Annotated in this window: 15 protein-coding genes; 1 reads left to right on the top strand and 14 read right to left on the bottom strand. The window is 72.4% G+C overall.

Features of this window, described 5'->3' with window-relative positions; translation table 11 throughout:
* Positions 1 to 149: 149 nt before the first annotated feature.
* Positions 150 to 3,284 carry an isoleucine--tRNA ligase gene (gene ileS / locus AC27L3_RS27835; protein ID WP_487236833.1) on the top strand — a complete coding sequence of 1,045 codons (3,135 nt, stop codon included), beginning with the start codon at positions 150 to 152 and terminating at the stop codon, positions 3,282 to 3,284.
* 129 nt (positions 3,285 to 3,413) lie between these two features.
* Here ileS and AC27L3_RS27840 read toward each other — a convergent pair whose 3' ends face one another.
* From AC27L3_RS27840 to AC27L3_RS27905, 14 genes are all read right to left on the bottom strand, one after another.
* Positions 3,414 to 4,565, bottom strand: coding sequence for a DivIVA domain-containing protein (locus tag AC27L3_RS27840; RefSeq protein WP_365968307.1), 1,152 nt, complete (start codon positions 4,563 to 4,565; stop codon positions 3,414 to 3,416).
* 61 nt (positions 4,566 to 4,626) lie between these two features.
* Positions 4,627 to 4,911, bottom strand: coding sequence for a YggT family protein (locus AC27L3_RS27845; RefSeq protein WP_086567466.1), 285 nt, complete (start codon positions 4,909 to 4,911; stop codon positions 4,627 to 4,629).
* Between the two features lie 72 nt (positions 4,912 to 4,983).
* The gene (locus AC27L3_RS27850; protein ID WP_487236834.1) at positions 4,984 to 5,592 is read right to left on the bottom strand and encodes a cell division protein SepF; all 609 of its coding nucleotides are present in this window, start codon (positions 5,590 to 5,592) and stop codon (positions 4,984 to 4,986) included.
* A gap of 121 nt (positions 5,593 to 5,713) precedes the next feature.
* Positions 5,714 to 6,433, bottom strand: a complete 720-nt coding sequence (locus tag AC27L3_RS27855) for a YggS family pyridoxal phosphate-dependent enzyme (protein ID WP_487236835.1) — start codon at positions 6,431 to 6,433, stop codon at positions 5,714 to 5,716.
* Positions 6,430 to 7,194, bottom strand: coding sequence for a peptidoglycan editing factor PgeF (pgeF, locus tag AC27L3_RS27860; protein ID WP_487236836.1), 765 nt, complete (start codon positions 7,192 to 7,194; stop codon positions 6,430 to 6,432). Before pgeF ends, AC27L3_RS27855 begins: the two co-directional genes overlap by 4 nt.
* A 61-nt stretch (positions 7,195 to 7,255) precedes the next feature.
* Positions 7,256 to 8,497 (bottom strand): cell division protein FtsZ, encoded by a 1,242-nt coding sequence (ftsZ, locus tag AC27L3_RS27865; RefSeq protein ID WP_487236837.1) that lies wholly within the window; start codon positions 8,495 to 8,497, stop codon positions 7,256 to 7,258.
* A gap of 240 nt (positions 8,498 to 8,737) precedes the next feature.
* Positions 8,738 to 9,643, bottom strand: a complete 906-nt coding sequence (locus tag AC27L3_RS27870) for a cell division protein FtsQ/DivIB (protein ID WP_487236838.1) — start codon at positions 9,641 to 9,643, stop codon at positions 8,738 to 8,740.
* A gap of 28 nt (positions 9,644 to 9,671) precedes the next feature.
* Positions 9,672 to 10,769, bottom strand: coding sequence for an undecaprenyldiphospho-muramoylpentapeptide beta-N-acetylglucosaminyltransferase (gene murG / locus AC27L3_RS27875; RefSeq protein ID WP_344439251.1), 1,098 nt, complete (start codon positions 10,767 to 10,769; stop codon positions 9,672 to 9,674).
* 6 nt (positions 10,770 to 10,775) lie between these two features.
* Positions 10,776 to 12,149, bottom strand: a complete 1,374-nt coding sequence (ftsW, locus tag AC27L3_RS27880) for a putative lipid II flippase FtsW (protein WP_487236839.1) — start codon at positions 12,147 to 12,149, stop codon at positions 10,776 to 10,778.
* Positions 12,150 to 12,258: 109 nt separating this feature from the next.
* Positions 12,259 to 13,698, bottom strand: coding sequence for a UDP-N-acetylmuramoyl-L-alanine--D-glutamate ligase (gene murD, locus AC27L3_RS27885; RefSeq protein ID WP_487236840.1), 1,440 nt, complete (start codon positions 13,696 to 13,698; stop codon positions 12,259 to 12,261).
* Positions 13,695 to 14,759, bottom strand: a complete 1,065-nt coding sequence (mraY, locus tag AC27L3_RS27890; RefSeq protein ID WP_344439255.1) for a phospho-N-acetylmuramoyl-pentapeptide-transferase — start codon at positions 14,757 to 14,759, stop codon at positions 13,695 to 13,697. Before mraY ends, murD begins: the two co-directional genes overlap by 4 nt.
* Entirely contained in the window at positions 14,756 to 16,180 is a 1,425-nt protein-coding gene (locus AC27L3_RS27895; protein WP_487236841.1) for a UDP-N-acetylmuramoyl-tripeptide--D-alanyl-D-alanine ligase, read from the bottom strand. The genes mraY and AC27L3_RS27895 overlap by 4 nt, the downstream gene beginning before the upstream one ends.
* A gap of 65 nt (positions 16,181 to 16,245) precedes the next feature.
* Positions 16,246 to 17,949 (bottom strand): UDP-N-acetylmuramoyl-L-alanyl-D-glutamate--2,6-diaminopimelate ligase, encoded by a 1,704-nt coding sequence (locus AC27L3_RS27900; RefSeq protein ID WP_487236842.1) that lies wholly within the window; start codon positions 17,947 to 17,949, stop codon positions 16,246 to 16,248.
* Positions 17,950 to 17,962: 13 nt separating this feature from the next.
* A complete protein-coding gene (locus AC27L3_RS27905) occupies positions 17,963 to 19,870 on the bottom strand; it encodes a peptidoglycan D,D-transpeptidase FtsI family protein (protein WP_487236843.1) in 1,908 nt (635 codons plus the stop codon).
* Positions 19,871 to 19,995: the final 125 nt, after the last annotated feature.

Below are 19,995 nucleotides of genomic sequence, written 5' to 3' on the forward strand. Positions count from 1 at the left end.
GGTCAGTAGAACCGGCATCGCGGCCCAATGAGGGGGCCGGGGACGGCACACGAGGCGTCCGCGGCCAAGGAGGGTGGTACCGCGGGAGCGCGACGGCGCATCTCGTCCCTCCGACGGACAGCGCACCAATCGTCCCGCCGGAGGAGCCGATGACGCAGTACCGCCAGGTACCCGCACAGGTCGACCTGCCCGCGCTCGAGCACGCCGTGCTCGAGTTCTGGCGTGAGAACAAGACCTTCGCCCGTACCCTCGAGCAGTCCGAGGGCCGCCCCGAGTGGGTCTTCTACGAGGGCCCGCCGACCGCGAACGGCATGCCCGGCGCCCATCACATCGAGGCGCGCGTCTTCAAGGACGTCTTCCCCCGGTTCCGGACGATGCAGGGCTACCACGTGGGCCGCAAGGCCGGCTGGGACTGCCACGGTCTGCCGGTGGAGCTCGCCGTCGAGAAGGAGCTGGGCTTCTCCGGCAAGCAGGACATCGAGGCGTACGGCATCGCCGAGTTCAATGCGAAGTGCCGCGAGTCGGTGACCCGCCACACGGACGCGTTCGCCGAGCTGACCACGCGCATGGGCTACTGGGTCGACCTGGACGACGCCTACCGGACGATGGACCCGGACTACGTCCAGTCCGTCTGGTGGTCGCTGAAGGAGATCTTCAACAAGGGCCTGCTGGTCCAGGACCACCGCGTCGCCCCCTGGTGCCCCCGCTGCGGCACCGGCCTGTCCGACCACGAGCTGGCGCAGGGCTACGAGACGGTCGTGGACCCCTCCGTCTTCGTCCGCTTCCCGCTGACCTCCGGCCCGCTGGCCGGCGAGGCGTCGCTGCTGGTGTGGACGACCACCCCGTGGACGCTGGTGTCGAACACGGCCGCCGCCGCGCACCCCGACGTCACTTACGTCGTGGCGACCGACGGCAACGAGAAGCTGGTCGTGGCCGAGCCGCTGCTGGAGAAGGCCCTCGGCGAGGGCTGGACGGCCACCGGCCAGAGCTTCAGCGGCCGCGAGATGGAGCGCTGGGCCTACCGCCGCCCGTTCGACCTGGTCGAGCTGGAGGGCGCGAACTTCGTCGTCAACGCCGAGTACGTCACGACGGAGGACGGCACCGGTCTGGTGCACCAGGCGCCCGCCTTCGGTGAGGACGACCTGAGGACCTGCCGGGCCTACGACCTGCCGGTGGTGAACCCGGTCCGTCCGGACGGCACCTTCGAGGAGGGCCTCGGCCTGGTCGGCGGCCTGTTCTTCAAGAAGGCCGACGAGAAGCTCGTCGCGGACCTGTCCGAGCGCGGTCTGCTGTTCAAGCACATCGCCTACGAGCACAGCTACCCGCACTGCTGGCGCTGCCACACCGCGCTGCTCTACTACGCACAGCCGTCCTGGTACATCCGGACGACCGCGATCAAGGACCGGCTGCTCCAGGAGAACGAGCAGACCAACTGGTTCCCCGAGTCGGTCAAGCACGGCCGCTTCGGCGACTGGCTGAACAACAACATCGACTGGGCGCTGTCCCGCAACCGCTACTGGGGCACTCCGCTGCCCATCTGGCGCTGCGAGGAGGGGCACCTGACCTGCGTCGGTTCGCTGGCGGAGCTGTCGGAGCTGACCGGCACCGACCGCAGCGGCCTGGACCCGCACCGCCCGTTCATCGACGAGGTGACCTTCACCTGTACGGCCGAGGGCTGCGCGCACACCGCCGTCCGCGTGCCGGAGGTCATCGACGCCTGGTACGACTCGGGCTCGATGCCGTTCGCCCAGTGGGGCTACCCGTACAAGAACAAGGAGCTGTTCGAGAAGCGCTACCCGGCGCAGTTCATCTCCGAGGCCATCGACCAGACCCGCGGCTGGTTCTACACCCTGATGGCGGTGGGCACGCTCGTCTTCGACAAGTCGTCGTACGAGAACGTGGTCTGCCTCGGTCACATCCTGGCCGAGGACGGCCGGAAGATGTCCAAGCACCTGGGCAACATCCTCCAGCCGATCCCGTTGATGGACCAGCACGGCGCGGATGCGGTCCGCTGGTTCATGGCGGCCGGCGGCTCCCCGTGGTCGGCGCGCCGCGTCGGTCACGGCACGATCCAGGAGGTGGTGCGCAAGACGCTGCTCACCTACTGGAACACCGTCGCCTTCCAGGCCCTGTACGCCCGCACGTCCGGCTGGGCGCCGAGCGGGGCCGACCCGGCGCCGGCCGACCGCCCGCTGATCGACCGCTGGCTGCTCGGCGAGCTGAACACGCTCACCGAGCAGGTCACGCAGGCCCTGGAGGCCTACGACACCCAGCGCGCGGGCAAGCTGCTGTCGTCGTTCGTCGACGACCTGTCCAACTGGTACGTCCGCCGCTCGCGCCGCCGCTTCTGGCAGGGCGAGCCGGCCGCGCTGCGCACGCTGCACGAGGTCGTCCGCACGGTCACGCAGCTGATGGCGCCGCTGGTGCCGTTCATCACCGAGCGCGTGTGGCAGGACCTGGTCGTGCCGGTGGAGCCGCAGGCCCCGGACTCCGTCCACCTGTCGTCGTGGCCGCAGGCCGACAGCGCGCTGATCGACGCGGAGCTGTCGAAGCAGATGGTGCTGGTCCGGCGCCTGGTCGAGCTGGGCCGCGCCACGCGCGCCGAGTCCGGCGTCAAGACGCGCCAGCCGCTGTCGCGCGCGCTGGTCGCGGCGGCCGGCTTCGAGTCGCTGGGCGAGGAGCTGCGGGCGCAGATCGCCGAGGAGCTGAACGTCTCCTCGCTGGCGTCCCTGTCGGAGGTCGGCGGTTCGCTGGTCGACACGACGGCGAAGGCGAACTTCCGTGCGCTGGGCAAGCGCTTCGGCAAGGGCGTGCAGGCGGTGGCCAAGGCGATCGCCGCGGCCGACGCGGCGGCCCTGTCGCTGGCGCTGCGCGAGGGCACGGCGTCCGTGGAGGTCGACGGCGAGCGGGTCGAGCTGGCTCCCGACGAGGTGATCATCACCGAGACGCCGCGCGAGGGCTGGTCGGTGGCCTCCGACTCGGGTGCCACGGTGGCCCTGGACCTGGAGATCACCCCGGAGCTGCGGCGCGCGGGCCTGGCCCGCGACGCGATCCGGCTGATCCAGGAGGCGCGCAAGAACAGCGGCCTGGACGTGGCCGACCGGATCGCCCTGCGGTGGGCGTCCACCGACGAGGAGACGGTGACCGCGCTGACCGAGCACGCGGGCCTGATCGCGGACGAGGTCCTGGCGACCGACTTCGCCTCCGGTGACGCGGACGACTCCTACGGCGAGCCGTTCACCGACGAGGGCCTCGGACTGACGTTCCGCCTCCGTAAGGCGTAAGCAATCGGGTGAACGAAGGCCCCCGGCGCGCAGCGCCGGGGGCCTTCGCCGTTGCCATGAGGTGACGAAATGGGCCGGGCCCCTGGGATTCCCAGGGGCCCGGCCCATGTGTGCCGACGGGCTAACCCGTCAGTTGTCGTCCTCGTCGATCAGGAAACCCCGCATCGGCGACGGCGCCTGCATCGGCTGCGGGCCCTGCGGCCGCACCGGTGCCATCGGCTGCGTCATGGCCGGCGACATCTGCTGCTGACCGCCGTACGACGGGGTGCCCGACGACGGGCCGCCGTGGCCGCCCATGGTCTGGTTGCCGCCCATGGAGTTGCCACCCATGGAGTGGCCGCCCATACCGGCACCGGCCGAGGCCATCGACCCGCTCATGGAAGGGGCCGGCGGCAGCGACGCGGCGGCCGGGGTGCGCGGCGGGGCCAGCGAGTCGTCCGCCTGGTTCTCCAGCTGGCGCAGCTGGCTCTCCAGGTAGGACTTCAGCCGCGTGCGGTACTCGCGCTCGAAGCCGCGCAGGTCCTCGACCTTGCGCTCCAGCGTGGCGCGGGCGGACTCCAGGGAGCCCATGGCCACGCGGTGCTTCTCCTGCGCGTCCCGCTCGAGGGCGTCCGCCTTGGCGCGGGCGTCGCGCTCCAGGCCCTCGGCACGGCTGCGGGCCTCGCCGACGATCTTGTTGGCCTCGGAACGGGCCTCCGCGATCGCCTGATCGGCCGTCTGCTGAGCGAGGGAGAGGACACGGGCTGCGCTGTCGCCACCCGGGCCCTGGCCCGGCTGCGGCAGCTGGGGGCCGCCCATGGGGCCGTTCTGGCCCATGGGGTTCTGCCCCATCGGTCCGTTCTGTCCCATGGGTCCGCCCATCGGGCCACCCATCGGACCGTTCTGTCCCATCGGGCCGGGACCGTGCGGGCCCTGGGGACCGTGGCCGTGGCCGCCGGGGCCGGCCGGCAGCTGCGGGGCACCGCCCGGAAGCTGCGGCGGGCCGCCCATCTGCTGCTGGTTCGGCGGCACCGGCTGCGGTCCCGATATGGCGGCGGGCACCGGAGCACCCGGACGCTGGTCCTGCGGCTCGGGCTTGCGCATGGCCTGCTGCTGGTTCTGCGCGGCGGCACGCGTTGCGGCGGCCAGCTTGGCGCGCAGGTCCTCGTTCTCGCGGAGCAGGCGGGTCAGTTCTGCCTCGACCTCGTCGAGGAAGGCATCGACCTCGTCCTCGTCATAGCCTTCTCGGAGGCGGACGGTCGTGAACTGCTTGTTCCGCACGTCCTCGGGGCTCAGCGGCATCTCTTCTTCACCTCAACGTTGTCGTCGGCAATCGGCAAGACCGTATCGTTCACAGCCGCGTTCACAGCCGGCTCACGACGGTGATCAGGATGTAGACGATGATCATCAGTACGAAGAAGGACAGGTCGAGCGCTACGCCCCCGAGACGCAGCGGCGGGATGACCCGCCGCAGAAGCTTGAGTGGCGGATCGGTGACAGTGTAGGTGGCCTCGAGGAGCACCACCATCGCCTTACCGGGTTGCCATGAGCGGGCGAACTGGAAGACGTAGTCCATCACCAGTCGGAAGATCAGCACGATGAGGAAGCAGTACAGCGCGATGTAGATCACCTGCTGTGCGATGCCCATCTCGCGCTTCCCTCTCCCCTTGCTCGTACCGTGGCCTGACTGGCCGTTGTCCGGATTGCCCGGACTTGCGTCTCAGCTCTGGTTGAAGAACCCACCCTCTGCGATGCGGGCTTTGTCCTCCGCCGTGACATCGACGTTAGCAGGAGACAGCAGAAACACCTTCTGCGTCACCCGCTCGATGCTCCCGTGGAGTCCGAACACCAGGCCGGCCGCGAAGTCGACCAGACGCTTCGCGTCGGTGTCGTCCATCTCGGTGAGATTCATGATCACCGGAGTGCCCTCGCGGAAGTGTTCCCCGATGGTACGGGCCTCGTTGTAGGTCCGAGGGTGCAACGTCGTGATGCGGTAGGGCTCCCGCTCGGACACAACCTTGGGCATGATCACCGGTGCGTTCTTCTCCAGAGAGTGGCGTTCGGGTGTGATGGACGACACGGGGGCGATTCGGGCGGGTCGTCCCGCTTCCGCTGTCAGCGGAGCGGGTTCGCGCTGCGCGGGCGGCTGGGCGACTCGAACCGGTTCGTCCGATTGCGTCTGTTGTGCTTGATGTGCCTGGTGCTGCCGGCGCCGGTCCGGCTCCGGCTCGGGCTCGAACTCGTCGTCGGGGTCGAACCCCGGGCCGTCGTACCCATCGTCCTCCACGAGGCCGAGGTAGACCGCCATCTTGCGCATCGCGCCGGCCATTCTCTGCGTCCTCCGCTCTGTGGTGGATCGGCTCCGTCAACGGCGCCCGGATCCACGTGGTCCGCCCGCCTTTTGGCGGGAATGACCATATTTTCTGCTGTGGTCCGACTTCCTGGCGACGTTACCCGAGCCGGGGTCGGACTCCGAGTACCGCCGAGCCGACACGTACATGTGTCGCACCGGCCGCAATGGCGTCCTCGAGGTCCGCGCTCATCCCTGCGGAGACCATGTTCCCAGCCGGATGGGTCGCGCGCAGGTCCGTTGCGATTTCCATCAGCCTGTCGAACGCGGCCCGGGGTCTGCCCGCGAACTCGCCCGCGAGCGGAGCGACCGTCATCAGTCCCGCCACTCGCAGCCCTTCCGCCTCGGCGATCGCATCGGCCAGGGCGAGGACGCCGCCGGGTGCGACGCCCCCTCTCTCCCCGCGCTCCTGCGTCCCGGCGTCGAGCGCCACCTGGATGAGGCAGCCGAGCTCCCGGCCGGCCCGGTCGGCCGCGGCCGACAGGGCCGTGACCAGTCTGCTTCGGTCAATGGAGTGCACCATGTCGGCGTAATTCACCACCGACCGGACCTTGTTCGTCTGCAGCTGACCGACGAAGTGCCAGGTAAGGGGCAGATCCGAGCACTCCGCGGCCTTGGGGGCGGCGTCCTGGTCGCGGTTCTCGGCGACATGACGCACCCCCAGCTCGGCGAGCAGGCGCACGTCGCTCGCCGGATAGGTCTTGGTGACCACGATGAGCGTGACCTCCTCGCGTGCCCGGCCGGCCGCGGCACAGGCGGTGGAGATACGTTCCTCCACCCGGGCGAGGTTCTCGGCCAGCTGGTCCTTGCGGTCCGTCATGCCCCCGCCTCCAGCCAGACGTAGCTCGCCAGCCGGCCCGTGGTGCGCTCGCGCCGGTAGGAGAAGTGGTCCGCGGACTCCAGCGTGCACACCCCGGACCGGCCCGCGACCTTGACACCCGTTCGGCCCAGCTGGGCCTCGACCCCGGCGGCGACGTCCACGGCCGGCGTCCCCTGCCGGGTGGTGGCCCGGGCCTCGGGCACCACCGCGGCGACCTCGGCGCGCATCGCCTCGGGCACCTCGTAGCACCGGCCGCACACGGACGGGCCGATGTGGGCGACGATCCGGCCCGGCTCCGCGCCCAGCTCGACCATCCGCGCCACGGTGTTCGGCACCACCCCGGCGACCAGGCCCGGCCGGCCCGCGTGGGCGGCGCCGGTGACGCCGGCCACCGGGTCGGCCAGCAGGACGGGGGTGCAGTCGGCGGTGAGCACCGCGAGCGCCAGGCCCCGACGGGTCGTCACGACCGCGTCGACCGCCGGGACCGGCTCGCTGCGCCACGGTCCGTCCACCACGGCCACGTCCGCGCCGTGCACCTGGTTCATCCAGACGACCTGCGCCGCGTCCAGGCCGAGGGCCTCGGCCGCGCGCGCACGGTTGGTCCGTACGGCGGCGGGGTCGTCGCCGACCGCGCCGCCGAGGTTGAGCTCCGCATACGGAGCGGCGCTCACTCCGCCCCACCGGGAGGTGAAGGCGAAGTGCGCGCCGCTTGCGTGTGCCACGTGGTGTACGGGGGGCACGATGTGCTGTTGCCCTATCACTCGGTGCCGGTCAGCCGTTCCGTGAGGTGCCGTCGGGCTTGGTGGCCGTCGGGCACGGGGGTCACTTCAGGAAGTCGGGGACGTCCAGTTCCTCGGCGGTGGAGTCCTGGTACGGCCGGGCCGGGGGCACCTGCGGGGAGGCGACCGGCGGCGGGGGGACCTCGGCCACCGGCGCCGGGTCGACCGGGGCGGGCTCCTCGGTGCGCGGGGTGACGTTGCCCAGCCCGCCGAAGGACGGACGGGCCGGCTCCGGCGCGGCGACCGGGCGCGAGACGGGCGCGGACGGGGCGCTGTCCTCGCGGGCCGAGCCGTAGGTGGAGCCGAGCACCTTGTCGCGGCTGCCCTTGGCCGGCGGCTGGCCGCCGTCGAAGCCGGCGGCGATGACCGTCACGCGCACCTCGTCGCCGAGGGCGTCGTCGATGACGGCACCGAAGATGATGTTGGCCTCGGGGTGGGCGGCCTCGCTGACCAGCTGGGCGGCCTCGTTGATCTCGAAGAGGCCGAGGTCGGAGCCGCCGGAGATGGACAGCAGCACGCCCCGGGCGCCGTCGATGGACGCCTCCAGCAGCGGCGAGGAGATGGCCATCTCGGCCGCCGCCACCGCGCGGTCGTCGCCGCGGGCGGAGCCGATGCCCATCAGGGCCGAGCCGGCCTCGGACATCACGGACTTCACGTCCGCGAAGTCGAGGTTGATCAGGCCCGGGGTGGTGATCAGGTCGGTGATGCCCTGGACACCGGACAGCAGCACCTGGTCCGCGGACTTGAACGCGTCGAGCACGCTCACCTGGCGGTCCGAGATGGACAGCAGCCGGTCGTTGGGGATGACGATGAGGGTGTCGACCTCGTCGCGCAGGCTCGCGATGCCGTCCTCGGCCTGGTTGGCGCGCCGGCGGCCCTCGAAGGTGAACGGGCGGGTGACCACACCGATCGTCAGGGCGCCCAGGGAACGGGCGATGTTGGCGACCACGGGCGCGCCACCGGTGCCGGTGCCGCCGCCCTCGCCGGCGGTGACGAAGACCATGTCGGCCCCCTTGAGGACCTCCTCGATCTCCTCGCGGTGGTCCTCGGCCGCCTTGCGGCCGACATCGGGGTTCGCGCCGGCGCCGAGGCCGCGCGTGAGTTCGCGGCCGACGTCGAGCTTCACGTCGGCGTCGCTCATCAGCAGGGCCTGTGCATCGGTGTTGATCGCGATGAACTCGACGCCCTTGAGACCGACCTCGATCATCCGGTTGATGGCGTTGACGCCACCGCCGCCGATGCCGACGACCTTGATGACTGCGAGGTAGTTCTGCGGTGCTGCCACGTCGAAGGCCTCTCGCCTCGAGTTACGTATGCCTGGGGGCGGTTCTCAATGCCGACCCGAACCCTAACGTTGAAGTTTAGGGTTACCGGTGCCACTGTTCCCTGGGTTCTCTGAACCAGGACACTAAGTCGACAAGCGGCGCGTCTTCAACGAACACGCCGAACCTCCCGTTTTTCTTTTCACCCTATGTGATCACCCATAGCCGTAGCCAACCAGGGTGCTGGCCGGTCGCTCCCGGCGTCAACTCCCGGACACCGCGGGGGCGGCCGGAGCGCTGACGTCGAAGCGCTTCGCGCCCTGAGCGGCCTTCATCAGGGCAACGAGCGTACGGGCCTTGGCGTCGCCGCGCTCCCCACTGCCCCAGACCACCGTCCGATCCCCCGTCAGTTCCACGGTGATGGCGTCGTACGAGCGTACGCGGATGACCTGGGTGTCCTTGCGCACGGCGGGGGGCAGCCCGGCGGCCACCCGGACCGCCTCGCGCTCCAGCCGCTCGGTGCCGAAACGACGGTTGCTGGGCGAATCGTCCTGTTCGACCACGAGGCGCGGCACGCCCGGTCGGGCCCGGTCGACTGTGGCGAACCGCACGCCCGCGCTGTCGATTTCGATGTACTTACCGCCCTTTTCGAGCAGGGCCTTGGGCTCCCGTTCGGTCACTTTCAGACCGATCGTGTGCGGCCAGGACCGCTCGACATCGACCGAGGCGATGCGCCGCAGCCGGGCGAGCAGCCGCGCCTCGACGGCGTCGCCGTCCACGGCGACCAGGGGCTGACCGAGCGGCACCTCGGCCGCCTCGCGCACCTGGTCGGGCGTCAGCGTGGTGGTGCCACTGACCTCCACACGAGTGACCCGCAGCCAGCTGGAGCCGTACAGCACCCACACGACCGCCCCGAGGAGGAGCAGCCCGGCGCCGGCCCGCAGGAGCAGGCCGCGGCGCCCGAGCGGAGCCGTACGGCTCCTGCCGCCCCGCCGGGTGCGGCGGGACGGCAGGAGTGGGAGCAGGCGGACGCGGCCGCGGGCGGGGCGGGCGGGCCGGGCCGACGCCTTGGCGCCCGCGCCCGGCCGGGCCCCCTTCGCGGCGCCGGCGCCCTTCGCGGCCTTCGTCTTCTTCTCACCGCCGCGCCGGGCGGTCGTCGGTCCGGCCACGCTCCCAGCCTCCTGCTCCTACGGGTCGTCAGCCCGCCCTGCGCGCTGCGGCGACCGCCTCGTACACCATGCCGACGAGCAGCTCGTCGGCGTCGCGCCGGCCGAACTCGGCGGCGGACCGGGACATCTCGTACAGCCGGTGCGGGTCGGTGAGCACCGGGAGCACGTGGGACGTCACCCACTCGGGGGTGAGCTCGGCGTCGTCGACCAGCAGGCCACCGCCCGCCTTGACCACCGGCTGGGCGTTGAGCCGCTGCTCGCCGTTGCCGATGGGCAGCGGGACGTAGGCCGCCGGCAGGCCGACGGCGGACAGCTCCGCGACGGTCATCGCGCCCGCGCGGCAGAGCATCATGTCGGCCGCGGCGTACGCGAGGTCCATCCGGTCAACATACGATACCGGGACGTAAGGGGGCATTCCGGGCATGTTGTCCACGCGCGGCAGTTCGTTCTTCGGGCCGACCGCGTGCAGCACCTGCACCCCGGCGCGCTGCAGGAACGGCACGACGTTCTGGACGACCTCGTTCAGCCGCCGCGCACCCTGGGAGCCGCCGGAGACCAGCAGCGTGGGCAGGTTGGGGTCCAGCCCGAAGGCGGCCCGGGCCTGCGGGCGCATGGCGACCCGGTCCAGGGTCGCGATCGTGCGGCGCAGCGGGATGCCCACGTAGCGCGCGTTGCGCAGCTTGCTGTCCGGGGTGGACACCGCGACCGCCGAGGCGTAGCGCGAGCCGATCTTGTTGGCCAGGCCCGGACGGGCATTGGCCTCGTGGACGATGATCGGCACGCCCAGCCGCTTGGCCGCCAGGTAGCCCGGCAGGGCCACGTAGCCGCCGAAGCCGACCACGCAGTCGGCCCGGGTGCGCTCCAGGATCTGCTCGGCGGCCTTGATCGTGCCGCGCAGCCGCCCGGGGACGGTGATCAGCTCCGGGGTGGGCTTGCGGGGCAGCGGCACCGCCGGGATGAGCCCGAGTTCGTAGCCCCGCTCGGGCACCAGGCGGGTCTCCAGGCCCCGCTCCGTGCCGAGCGCCGTGATCCCCACGGTCGGGTCCTGCCTGCGCAGGGCGTCCGCGAGGGCGAGCGCGGGCTCGATGTGGCCGGCGGTCCCCCCGCCGGCGAGTACGACATGCACCGAAATTCACCGCTCTCCGGACGGCCGCTTCTTGACGCGCCGTCTCATCGTCTTCCATCTCACCCCAGGCTGCCGCATGGCCAGTGCCGCCCGCGCACCGGGTTCGTCGCGTGCGAAGGCGATGAGCAGCCCGATGGCGAACATGGTCGGCAGCAGGGCGGACCCTCCGTAGGAGAACAGCGGGAGGGGGACCCCGGCGATCGGCAGCAGGCCGAGCACCGCACCGATGTTCACCACGGCCTGTGCCGTGATCCAGGTGGTCACGCCTCCCGCGGCGTACCTCACGAAGGGGTCCTCCGTGCGTCCGGCCACGCGGATACCCGCATAGCCTAGAGCCGCGAACAGGGCGAGCACCGACAGCGTCCCTGCAAGCCCCAGCTCCTCGCCGGTGATCGCGAAGATGAAGTCGGTGTGGGGCTCGGGCAGTTCACCCCATTTCTCCACACTCGCCCCGAGACCGGCACCGAACCAGCCGCCGTTGGCCAGCGCGTAGATGCCGTGCACGGCCTGCCAGCACTGGTCGTTGACCCCGGGATCGGTGGCGCCGATGCACTCCAGGCGGGACATGCGGTTGGCGCTGGTCTTGATGAAGAGCATGGCCAAGGCGGCGGTGACGCCGAAGACGCCGGCGAACAGCCGGGTGGGGGCGCCGGCGATCCACAGCAGGCCCAGCAGCACGGCGGTGAGCACCACGGTGGTGCCCATGTCGCCGCCCAGCATGATCAGGCCCAGCAGCAGGAAGGTGACCGGCACCAGCGGCACCAGCAGGTGCTTCCACTGGCCGAGCAGCTTCTTGGAGTGCTTGCGGGCCAGCAGGTCGGCGCCCCACAGGACGAGGGCGAGCTTGCCGAACTCGCTGGGCTGCAGCTGGAAGGGCCCGCCGAGGGAGATCCAGTTGGTGTTGCCGTTGATGGTCTCGCCGATGCCCGGCACCTGCACCAGGCACAGCAGGAAGACGGAGACGGCCAGCAGCGGGTACGCCAGCGCCCGCAGCAGCCGTACGGGCGTACGGGCCGCCGCGAGCAGCAGCACGGTGCCGATGGCGGCGGCCAGCAGCTGCTTGCGGAAGAAGTAGCTGGGTGCCAGGCCGTTCTGCAGGGCCTTGATCTGGGAGGCCGAGTAGACCATCACCAGGCCCAGCACGATGATCAGCAGCGAGCCGCCGAGGACGAGGTAGTAGGCGGTCAGCGGCCGGTCCCAGGCCCGCCGGGCCCGGGCGTGCAGAGTGCGCAGGCCGCCGGGCCCGCCGCGCCCGGGGCGCCGGGGCGAGGGGCTGCCGAAGCCGCGGCCGGCCGGCCGCGGGGCCCGTGCGGGCCGGGAGCGGGCCGCCTGGCCGCGCAGAAGCGGCGTCATGGCGTTCTCGGCGTGCTGCGCGTGCATTCCGGGTCGCCCCTTCGCTGGTCAGGGCCGCCCGGATCCGCTGCCGGGCCCGGGCCGCCGCGCTCGTCATGGTGGCAAGCGCGGCGCCCGCACCGCCGGCGGGCGGCCGCTACCGCTCGCCGTCGCGGCCGGCGGCCAGCTCCCGTACCGCCTCGGCGAAGGCCTCGCCGCGCTTGCTGTAGTTGGTGAACATGTCCATCGACGCACAGGCCGGGGCCATCAGGACGGTGTCCCCCGGCCCCGCCAGCCGCGTCGCCTCGCGGACCGCCGCGGCCATCGCCCCAGTGTCGGTCCGTTCGAGGTCGACCACCGGCACATCCGGGGCGTGTCGCGCCAGCGCCTGCCGGATCAGCGCCCGGTCGGCCCCGATGAGGACGGCGCCGCGCAGCCGCTTCGCGGAGGCGGCCACCAGCTCGTCGAAGGTCGCTCCCTTGGCCAGGCCGCCGGCGATCCACACCACCGACTCGTACGCGGCCAGGGACGCCTGGGCGGCGTGCGGGTTGGTGGCCTTGGAGTCGTCCACGTAGGCCACGCCGCCCACGTCGGCGACGTGGGCGATGCGGTGGGCGTCCGGGCGGAAGGCCCGCAGGCCCTCCCGGACGGCCACGGGCTCCACGCCGAAGGCGCGCGCCAGGGCGGCGGCGGCCAGCGCGTTGGCGATGTTGTGCGGGGCGGCCGGGCCGGCGGCGGGCGCGATGTCGGAGACCTGGGCGAGCTCCTGCGCCTGGTGGTGCCGGTCGGCGACGAAGGCCCGGTCGACCAGGAGGTCGTCGACCACGCCCAGCATGGACGGGCCGGGGGCGCCGAGGGTGAAGCCGATGGCCCGGCAGCCCTCCTCGACGTCGGCCGCCATCACCAGGCGCTCGGTGGCCGGGTCCTCGACGTTGTAGACGCAGGCGACCGTGTTGCCCTCGTAGATGCGGCCCTTGTCGGCGGCGTAGGCGTCCAGGGAGCCGTGCCAGTCGAGGTGGTCGGGGGCGACGTTGAGGACGGCCGCGGAGTGGGCGCGCAGCGAGGGCGCCCAGTGCAGCTGGTAGCTGGAGAGCTCGACCGCGAGCACGTCGTACTGCTGCTCGCCGAGCACCACGTCGATGATGGGCGTGCCGATGTTGCCGACGGCGGCCGTGCGCAGCCCGGCGGCCTGCAGGATGGAGGCCAGCATCTGGACGGTGGTGGTCTTGCCGTTGGTGCCGGTGATCGCCAGCCACGGGGCGGCGCCCTCGCCGCGCAGCTGCCAGGCGACCTCCACGTCCCCGACGACCTCGACGCCGGCCGCGGCGGCCGCCGCGAACAGCGGGCTGTCGGGCCGCCAGCCGGGCGAGGTGACGACGAGGTCGGTGCCCTCGGGCAGGGTGTCGGCGTCCGCGAGGCGGACGGTGATGCCCTGGGAGTCGAGGAAGGCGGCCCGCTCGCGCAGGGCCTCGCCGTCGCCGCCGTCGACGACGGTGACGCGCGCGCCGAGGCCGGCCAGGGCGCGGGCGGCGCTGACGCCGCTCACGCCGAGACCGGCGACGGTGATGTGCTTGCCGCTGTACTGTGCGGTGCTCACTTGATGGCCAACCATCCGGCGTAGAAGATTCCGAGGCCGACGGCCACGCACAGGCCCTGGATGATCCAGAAGCGGACCACGACCAGGACCTCGCTCCACCCCTTGAGTTCGAAGTGGTGCTGCAGCGGGGCCATCCGGAAGACGCGCTTACCGGTCAGGCGGAACGAGCCGACCTGGATGATCACGGACATGGTGATCAGGACGAACAGGCCGCCGAGGAGCGCGAGCAGCAGCTCGGTGCGGGAGCAGATCGCCAGGCCCGCGAGCGCACCGCCGAGGGCGAGCGAGCCGGTGTCACCCATGAAGATCTTGGCCGGCGAGGTGTTCCACCACAGGAAGCCGAAGCAGGAGCCCATCAGGGCGGAGGCGACGACCGCGAGGTCGAGCGGATCGCGGACCTCGTAGCAGGACGCGCCGGCGGTCAGGGCGTTGGCGCAGGACTGGCCGTGCTGCCAGGTGCCGATGAAGACGTAGGCGCCGAAGACCATCACCGAGGCGCCGGTGGCCAGGCCGTCGAGGCCGTCGGTGAGGTTCACGCCGTTCGACATCGCGAGGATCATGAACAGCGCCCAGACCACGAAGATCACCGGGCCGACGGACCAGCCGAAGTCCTGGGTGAACGACAGCCGCGTCGAGGCCGGGGTCTGGCCCCGGGTGTCGGCGAACTGCAGGGCGAGCACCGCGAAGGCGATGCCGACGATCAGCTGGCCGGCCATCTTCGCCTTGGCGCGCAGGCCCAGGCTGCGCTGCTTGACGATCTTGATGTAGTCGTCGAGGAAGCCCACCAGGCCCATGCCGGCGGTCAGGAAGAGCACCAGCAGGCCCGAGGTGGTCGGCGACTGGCTGGTGATCACCTTGGTGACGGCGTACGCGATGAGGGTGGCGAGGATGAAGGCGATGCCGCCCATGGTGGGCGTGCCCTTCTTGCTGCCATGGGTGCGCGGGCCGTCGTCCCGGATGAACTGGCCGTAGCCCTTGCGGGCGAGGAACTTGATCAGCAGCGGGGTGCCGATGAGGGTCAGGAACAGACCGATGACACCCGCGAAGAGGATCTGGTTCATCGACCGGCGACCTCACCGTCGACCGCGAGCAGCGCGTCGGCCACCCGCTCCAGACCCACCGACCTGGACGCCTTCACCAGTACGACGTCTCCCGGGCGCAGCTCACTGCGCAACAGGTCGACCGCCGCCTGCGCGTCGGACACGTGCACCGACTCCTCACCCCACGAACCCTCGTTGTAGGCGCCCATCTGCAGCCAGGCCGCTTCCCGACCCCCGACTGCCACGAGCTTGCTGACGTTGAGCCGGACGGCGAGCCGTCCGACCGCGTCGTGCTCGGCGAGTGACTCCCCGCCCAGCTCGGCCATCCGACCGAGTACTGCCCACGTACGCCCGCCCCTAGCCCGGGCGGCCTCGCCCATGGCGGCCAGCGCGCGCAGCGCCGCCCGCATGGACTCGGGGTTGGCGTTGTAGGCGTCGTTGACGATCGTCACGCCGTCCGCGCGCTCGGTGACCTCCATCCGCCAGCGGGAGAGCTGGCCCGCACCGCCGAGCACGGAAGCGATCTCCTCGGCAGGCATGCCCAGCTCATGGGCGACGGCGGCCGCGGCGAGCGCGTTCGACACGTGGTGCTCACCGTACAGCTGCATGGTCACCTCGCCGCACCCGGTGGGGGTGTGCAGCGTGAAGGCGGGCCGTCCGCGCTCGTCGAGGCGGACGTCCTCGGCACGCACGGCGGCGTCCGGCGCCTCGCCGAAGAGCACGATGCGGGCCTTGGTACGGCTGCTCATGGCGCGCACCAGCGGGTCGTCGGCGTTGAGCACGGCGACGCCGCCGGCCTCGGCGGCGGGCAGCGCCTCGACCAGTTCCCCCTTGGCCTGGGCGATCTGCTCGCGGCCGCCGAACTCGCCGACGTGGGCGGTGCCCACGTTCAGCACGACGCCGATGCGCGGCGGGGTGAGCTCGGCCAGGTAGCGGATGTGGCCGATGCCGCGGGCGCCCATCTCCAGCACCAGGTGCCGGGTCTGTTCGTCGGCGCTCAGCGCGGTCAGCGGCAGCCCGATCTCGTTGTTGAGCGAGCCGGGGGTCCACACGGTGGGGCCGGCGTGCTGCAGCAGCTGGGCGACGAGGTCCTTGGTGCTGGTCTTGCCGGCGGAGCCGGTCAGGCCCACCACGGTGGTGCCCAGTCGCTCCACGACGGCCCGGGCGAGCCGGCCGAGGGCCGCGACGACGTCGTCGACGACGACGGCGGGCACGCCGACGGGCCGGGCGGCCAGCACGGCCACGGCGCCGTCGGCGACCGCCCGGGCGGCGAAGTCATGGCCGTCGACGCGCTCGCCGGCGAACGCCGCGAACAGCGCACCGGGCCGCACCTGGCGGGAGTCGATGACGACCGGGCCGGTCACGACCGACTGCGGGTCCGGTATGTCGTGCGGCCGCCCGCCCGTGATGGCGGCGATCTCCGCGAGGGAGAGTGCGATCACCGGTCGTCACCTCCTGTCGTGCGGGAGAGCTGCCGGGGGGAGGGTTGTGCGCGCATGGCGGTTGGTCATCCCTGGTCGTTCCGGTGCTTGGTCGCAGGCGCGGTCGCCCGGCTGTGCTCGATGGCCTCGCGCAGCACCCGGCGGTCGTCGAAGGGGCGTACCACTCCGGCGACGTCCTGGCCCTGTTCGTGGCCCTTGCCCAGGACCACGACGGTGTCGCCGGGTTCGGCGCGGGCGACGGCGGCGGCGATGGCCGCGGCGCGGTCCTCCAGGACGAGGACGGCACCGCGTTCGGCGGCGGGCACCTCGGCGGCGCCCGAAAGCATGGTGGCGAGGATCGCGAGGGGATCCTCGGAGCGGGGGTTGTCGGAGGTCAGCACGGCGGTGTCGGCGAGCCTGGCCAGGGCCGCGCCCATGGGCGCCCGCTTGGTGGTGTCGCGGTCCCCGCCGCAGCCCAGGACGGCGTGCACGCGGCCGGTGCCGACCGTGCGCAGCGCACGGAGAACCGATTCGACGGCATCCGTCTTGTGGGCGTAGTCGACCACCGCCAGGTAGGGCTGGCCGGCGTCGACGCGCTCCAGGCGGCCGGGGACGCCGGGCACGGCGGCGACGCCGTCGGCGGCGGCCTGCGGATCGGCGCCGGCGGCGACCAGCGCCACGATCGCGGCGAGCGCGTTGGCCACGTTGAAGGGGCCGGCGAGCGGCGAGCGGGCCCGTACGGTCACGCCCTGGGGGCCGTGCACGGTGAAGGTCGAGTCGAAGGGGCCGATCTCGACGTCGGTGGCGCGCCAGTCGGCGTCCTCGCGGCCCTCGGCCGAGAAGGTGATCACCGGGACCTCCGCCTCGCCGTGGGCCAGCCGGCGGCCGTACTCGTCGTCGAGGTTGACCACGCCCAGGCGGCTGCGCTGCTTGGTGAACAGCTCCGCCTTGGCGGCGAAGTAGTCCTCCATGCCGGAGTGGAACTCCATGTGCTCCGGGCTGAGGTTGTTGAAGACCGCGACGTCGAAGACGCAGCCGTCGACGCGGCCGAGCCGCAGGGCGTGGCTGGAGACCTCCATGGCCACCGAGCGCACGCCGCGCTCGCGCATCACGGCGAACAGCGCCTGCAGGTCGGTGGCCTCCGGCGTGGTGCGCTCGGACTTGATCCGCTCGCCGGCGATGCGGGACTCGACCGTGCCGATCAGGCCGGTGGGGCCGGCCAGGGCGCCCAGCCCGCCCTCGATGAGGTACGCGGTGGTGGTCTTGCCGGAGGTGCCGGTGATGCCGATCTGCAGCAGGTCCTCGCCGGGCTCGCCGTAGATCGTGGCGGCCAGCGCGCCCATGCGCTCGCGCGGGGCGTCGACGACGAGGACGGGCAGCCCGGTGGCGGCGGCGCGCTCGGCGCCGGCCGGGTCGGTCAGCACGGCGGCGGCGCCCAGGCCCGCGGCCTGGGCCGCGAAGTCGGCGCCGTGGAAGCGGGCGCCGGGCAGGGCGGCGTAGACGTCGCCCGGGCGCACCGCCCGCGAGTCGTGGGTGATGCCGGTGACCTGCAAGGCGCGGGCGCCCTCGGGCACGGCGATGCCCAGCTGACCCGCCAGCTCCGCGAGGGGCACGGGAGTGACCCCGGCGGGCCGGGGCGCTCCCGGGGTGGCGGGAGGGGCGGCCTGGGGGGTGGTGTGGGACTGATCAGCGTGTGGCACGGCGGTGAGCGTACCGGGCGCACCCGCCTCGTCGCGAAGCGAGGGGCGCTCCGGACCGCGGTTCCCGTGATCGGGAGTGATCGTCGTCACGGCCGCTCCGGCTTCACTGGCCGTCGTAGCTCACCGGCAGCCGGGGCGGCTGCGAGCCGGACGGGGGGATCTGGAGGGTCTTCAGGGCGAACTCCATGACCTGCTTGAAGACCGGGCCGCAGACCTGCCCGCCGAAGTAGCTGCCGCGGGTGGGGTTCTGCAGGGCGCAGTAGACCGTGATCCGGGGCGCGTCGGCGGGGGCGAAGCCGGCGAAGGAGGCGGTGTAGCCGTGGTAGCGGCCGGTGGTGGGGTCCACCCGGTTGGACGTGCCGGTCTTGCCGGCGACGCGGTAGCCGGGGATCTTCGCCTTGGTGCCGGTGCCCTCCTGGTCGTCGACGACCGACTCCAGCATCCCGGTGAGCTCGCGCGCGGTCTTCTCGCTGATCACCCGGGTGCGCGGCGGTGCGGGGGCGGGGGTGAAGCGGCCGTCGGGGCCCTTGCTGCCGCGGACCAGGGAGGGCTGGACGCGCTCGCCGCCGCCGGCGATGGTGGAGTACACCGAGGCGGCCTGGACGGCGTTGAGGGACAGGCCCTGGCCGAAGGGGATGGTGTAGGCCCGGGAGGACTTCCAGTCGGCCGGCTTGGCGAGCAGGCCGGGGGTCTCGCCGGGGAAGTCCAGGCCCGTGGGGCGGCCGATGCCGAATTTGCGCAGATAGGTGTAGAGGACCTCGTTGGCCTCCTCGCGCGTCTTGCCGAGCTGCTCGCTGGCGAGGATGGTGCCGATGTTGCTGGATTTGGCCAGGACGCCGTTGAGGGTCAGGTGCCAGGTGGGGTGGTCGATGTCGTCGGCGAAGGCGCGGTCGGCCCGGGGCAGCCGGTTGGGCACCTCCACGTGCGTCATCGGGGTGGCCACGCCCTCCTCCAGCACGGCGGCCATGGTCATGATCTTGCTGACGCTGCCGGGCTCGTACGCGTCCTGCAGGGCCGGGTTGCCGAGCGCGGCGCGGTCGGCGTGGGCGAGGTCGTTGGGGTCGTAGCCGGGCGCGCCGGCCATGGCGAGGATCTCGCCGGTGCGGGTGTCCTGGACGACGACGTAACCGCGGTCGGCGCCGGACTCGCGCACCTGCCGGGAGACCGCGTTCTGGGCGGCCCACTGGATGTCGCGGTCGATGGTCAGCTCGACGTCGGAGCCGGGGACGGCGGCCTGCTCCTTGACGTCGCCGGTGGGCACCTGGCGACCGCCGGACTGGGCGTAGACGCGCTTGCCGTTCCTGCCCGCCAGCACCTCGTCGAGCTGGGCCTCCAGGCCCCCGCCGCCGCGGCCGTCGCCGTTGACGAAGCCCAGCAGGCCGGCGGCGAGCTCGCCGTTGGGGTAGACGCGCTTGCTGTGGGCCTCGCGGTTGACGCCGGCCAGGACGTTGGCGGCCTTGCCGTGACGGGCCTTGTCCGCCTGGGCCTGCTTGAGCTGGGCGATCTTGCGCCAGGTCTGCGGGGTCTGGCGGCGGGCGAGGACCACGTACTTGGACTTCGGGTTCGCCGTCAGCTTCTGTTCGAGGACGTCCACCTCCTCCGCCAGGACCGGGGCCAGCAGCTCCGCGGCCTGCCGGGCGGCGCCCTCGGCCTTGATCCGCTCGGGGGTGAGCAGGTCGGGGGCGGCGGTGATGTCGTAGGCGTCGACGGTGGTGGCCAGATCCACGCCCGTGCGGTCGGTGATGGCCCCCCGCTCGGCCGCCAGCGTCACGGGGATGTAGCGGTTGAGGTTGGCCCGGGCGGCGTACGCGTCGGCGTCGACGGCCTGCACCTGCAGCAGGCGCACGGTGAAGACCAGCATCACCAGCGTGAGCCCCACGCCGATGGCGCGCAGCCGGGGCCGGGGGCTGCCCAGCCGCAGCGCCTGCGCGCCGGGGCGGGGACGGGCGGGCCGCGCGGCCGGGCGCGCGGGCCCGGGGACGGGGCGGCGGGGCTGCCTGGGCGCCGTCACGACCTCACCTACCTGAAATCCGTTGCGGGTGCTGCCTGTCTGCTGTGGTCCGTCTGCCTGCTGCTCGCCACGGGCGCCGGTCCGGCGCTAGCCGGTGCGGTGCCCGGCCTGCGGTCCCGCGCCGC

This window comes from Streptomyces sp. PKA51 (assembly GCF_057552455.1).

Bases quoted from the DNA above. Each gene is read 5' to 3' on its own strand.
- ileS (WP_487236833.1), top strand. From the start codon at position 150: ATGACGCAGTACCGCCAGGTACCCGCACAGGTCGACCTGCCCGCGCTC.
- AC27L3_RS27840 (WP_365968307.1), bottom strand. From the start codon at position 4,565: ATGCCGCTGAGCCCCGAGGACGTGCGGAACAAGCAGTTCACGACCGTC.
- AC27L3_RS27845 (WP_086567466.1), bottom strand. From the start codon at position 4,911: ATGGGCATCGCACAGCAGGTGATCTACATCGCGCTGTACTGCTTCCTC.
- AC27L3_RS27850 (WP_487236834.1), bottom strand. From the start codon at position 5,592: ATGGCCGGCGCGATGCGCAAGATGGCGGTCTACCTCGGCCTCGTGGAG.
- AC27L3_RS27855 (WP_487236835.1), bottom strand. From the start codon at position 6,433: ATGACGGACCGCAAGGACCAGCTGGCCGAGAACCTCGCCCGGGTGGAG.
- ftsW (WP_487236839.1), bottom strand. From the start codon at position 12,149: ATGCACGCGCAGCACGCCGAGAACGCCATGACGCCGCTTCTGCGCGGC.
- mraY (WP_344439255.1), bottom strand. From the start codon at position 14,759: ATGAACCAGATCCTCTTCGCGGGTGTCATCGGTCTGTTCCTGACCCTC.